Genomic DNA, 2,650 nt, shown 5'->3' with positions numbered 1-2,650 from the left:
TCCATGACGCCCGGACGGTTGCCTTCGATCAATCCGTCACTGGCCGCGACGATCTCCAGCGCCCGGGTGCGGTCGTCTTCCTGTTTCAGGTTCAGGACCACCCGGCGCTTGCCGCGCGACAGAAATCCATCCTCGCGCGGCGTCAGATCCTTCGGCAAGTCGCCGGGACTCGGACGCGCCACCACGGTGACCTCCGCCCCCAATTGCATGAGCAGCAAGCCAGCCAGCGGCCCTGGTCCAATGCCCTCGAACTCAACGACCTTGACCCGCTTCAGCGGAGATCCACGCGATGTAATCTGGTTCATGGTGCTCTTCTGGTTGATTCAGTTTTACTGTAAAGTAAAATAAACGACCTTGTAGTAATGGAAACCCCAACAACCGAGCTAAGAGTTGAATCGCAAAATCTGCTCATGAAAAATCAAACCATGGAAAGAGAACAAATGCCATCACCCGCTGTTGTCGTGGATGTTCGAAAAGGTGCCATGTGGATCCGCCTGAATCGGCCGGAGGCAATGAATTCCCTCACGCCGGAGGTGCTCAACAGCATCGATCAGGCCCTGAACGACGCCGAGGGGAACCAGGACGTGCGGGCGGTCGTTCTCACCGGCACAGGCCGGGCCTTCTGCGCCGGAGCCGATCTAAAGTACGTCCGATCGCAATCGGGATCGATCGGCCCTCGTCTGTTTCTCGACAGCGTCCAGGCCACGATGAACCGGCTGGACAGCTTCCCCAAGCCGGTGATCGCCGCGCTCAATGGACTGGCCCTGGCCGGTGGCCTCGAGTTGGTGCTCTGCTGCGACCTGGTGCTTGCCGCTCGCGGCGCAAAGATCGGCGATGCCCATGCCAACTACGGCTTGCTGCCCGGCGGAGGTGGCTCGGTGCGGCTGCCCCGCGTCATAGGACCCACACGCGCGAAGTACCTGCTTTTCACCGGTGAATTTCTCAGCGCCGACGAGCTGGTGGAAGCCGGGTTGGTCAACCAGGTGGTCGGTCCCGATGAACTGGAAGCGGCCACACAAGCGCTTGTGGACAAGATCGCCAGCAAGAGCCCATTGGGCTTGAGGCGCATGAAGGCGCTGGTCGATGATGGCCTGCAACAACCCGTCGAGACGGCGTTGCGTCTGGAACTGCTCGCGTCGGAAGTGCACTCGCACAGCGCCGACCAGCGCGAAGGACTGTTGGCATTCGAAGAGAAGCGCGCACCGCGATTCATCGGTCAATAGACGGAGAGACTGGCCATGACACATGCCTTGCCGCTGGATCGACTCGACGCGCTGCGCGCGGCGCAGCAAAACGCCTACGACCGAGCGCCCGCCATCCGCGACATCTACGAGCGCGCGCACATGACGCCACAGGACATCCGCAGTGCGGCCGACCTGGCGCGCCTGCCCGTCACGAGCAAGGACGCGCTGCTGGACCTTCAGCGCAAGGCGCCACCCTTTGGCGGTTTCCTGGCCGCCGACGAAGCGGCGATACGGCGCATTTTTGTGTCACCTGGCCCCATCTACGAGCCACAGTTGAACGACGATCAAGACGGTCACGGTTTTGCCCACAGCTTCCGGCGTGCGGGCATCGGTCCCCAGCACCGGGTGCTGAACACCTGGTCGTACCACTTGGTGCCCGCAGGCGTCCTGCTCGACCAAGGCATCGCGGCCACGGGCGCCACCGTCATCCCCTGCGGCCCGGGGGGCGCCGAACAACAGGCCCAACTGATCCTGGAATTGGGTGTCACCTGCATCTGCGCCTCCACCGCCTTCTTCGTCACGCTGGTCAACACCCTGGAGCACATGGGCCACCAGCTTCCCGGCGCCTGGAAGGTCAAGTCGGCGCTGCTCGGTGGGGAAATGGGTGACTGGATGGGCAAGCGGCGCGCGCTTGAGACGAGGTACGACATCAAGATCTTTTCTGCATACGCCACCGGCGACTTCGGCCTCATCGGCTACGAGGAAACGGATCAGGAGGGCTACACCGTGCAGCCGGAAAGGCTGGTCCAGATTTGCGACCCGCAAACGGGCACCCCGTTGCCCTTGGGCGAAACCGGTGAGATCGTGGTCACCACCTTGGACCGTGGCTGGCCCCTCGTGCGTTTTGGCACCGGCGATGTGGCGAGTGGAAGTGTCGCATCAGCCGATGGCTTCGTGAGCCGCATCAGTCTCTTGAAAGGTCGGATCGGACAGGCTGTAAAGGCCCGAGAGATCTTCATCTATCCACGCAACGTCGAGGAGGTGTTGATGCAGGTTCCGCATATGCAGCGCGCTCAAGTGGTGGTCACGAAGCAGAAACATCGCGAAACGGTCACCTTGCGCGGCGTGTTGAACCCGGGCGTTGAGGCGGCTACGGTCGAGAAGGCTCTTCATGAAATCTTCAAGCAACGCACTCGTTTGAAACTGGACGCCGTCGAATGGATATCTGCCGACGATCTGGCCATTGATGCCCCTGTGCTGGTCGATCGGAAATACGCATAGCTCAGCCGCTCGAGCAGCACGGGCGAGAGCAAGGCATAGCGGTCCTTGCGACCCTTGCCTTGCTCCACGCGCAGCGTCATGCGTTCACTGTCGATATCGGTGTCCTTCAACGCGCAAACTTCGCTGGCGCGCAGTCCGGCCCCATAGGCCACGGAAAGCGCCGCTTGATACTTGGGGTTCGGTGC

At 61.9% G+C, this 2,650-nt stretch carries 3 protein-coding genes and 1 pseudogene; 2 read left to right on the top strand and 2 right to left on the bottom strand.

What is annotated here, in order from left to right; genetic code table 11:
• The coding region (locus IV088_RS13015) for a CoA transferase (RefSeq protein ID WP_291102566.1) at nt 1-305 on the bottom strand (305 nt) is incomplete at its 3' end.
• Between the two features lie 105 nt (nt 306-410).
• On the opposite strand from IV088_RS13015, the gene IV088_RS13010 reads away from it, so the two are divergent.
• Together IV088_RS13010 and IV088_RS13005 are read left to right on the top strand one after the other, a co-directional pair.
• A complete protein-coding gene (locus tag IV088_RS13010) occupies nt 411-1,223 on the top strand; it encodes an enoyl-CoA hydratase/isomerase family protein (RefSeq protein WP_291102563.1) in 813 nt (270 codons plus the stop codon).
• A 15-nt stretch (nt 1,224-1,238) separates the two neighbouring features.
• Nucleotides 1,239-2,465, top strand: a complete 1,227-nt coding sequence (locus tag IV088_RS13005) for a phenylacetate--CoA ligase family protein (RefSeq protein ID WP_291102561.1) — start codon at nt 1,239-1,241, stop codon at nt 2,463-2,465.
• A 2-nt stretch (nt 2,466-2,467) separates the two neighbouring features.
• Here the strand turns inward: IV088_RS13005 and IV088_RS13000 are convergent.
• A pseudogene (locus IV088_RS13000) lies at nt 2,468-2,650 on the bottom strand (tyrosine-type recombinase/integrase); the annotation flags it as partial.

The organism is Hydrogenophaga sp., assembly GCF_018780075.1.
Lineage (GTDB): Bacteria > Pseudomonadota > Gammaproteobacteria > Burkholderiales > Burkholderiaceae_C > Hydrogenophaga.
Note: the sequence above shows the minus strand (reverse complement) of the source record. Positions and strands in the feature narration are given on the sequence as shown.

Coding starts and splice junctions, on each gene's coding strand:
- IV088_RS13010 (WP_291102563.1), top strand. CDS start 411: ATGAAAAATCAAACCATGGAAAGAGAACAAATGCCATCACCCGCTGTT.
- IV088_RS13005 (WP_291102561.1), top strand. CDS start 1,239: ATGACACATGCCTTGCCGCTGGATCGACTCGACGCGCTGCGCGCGGCG.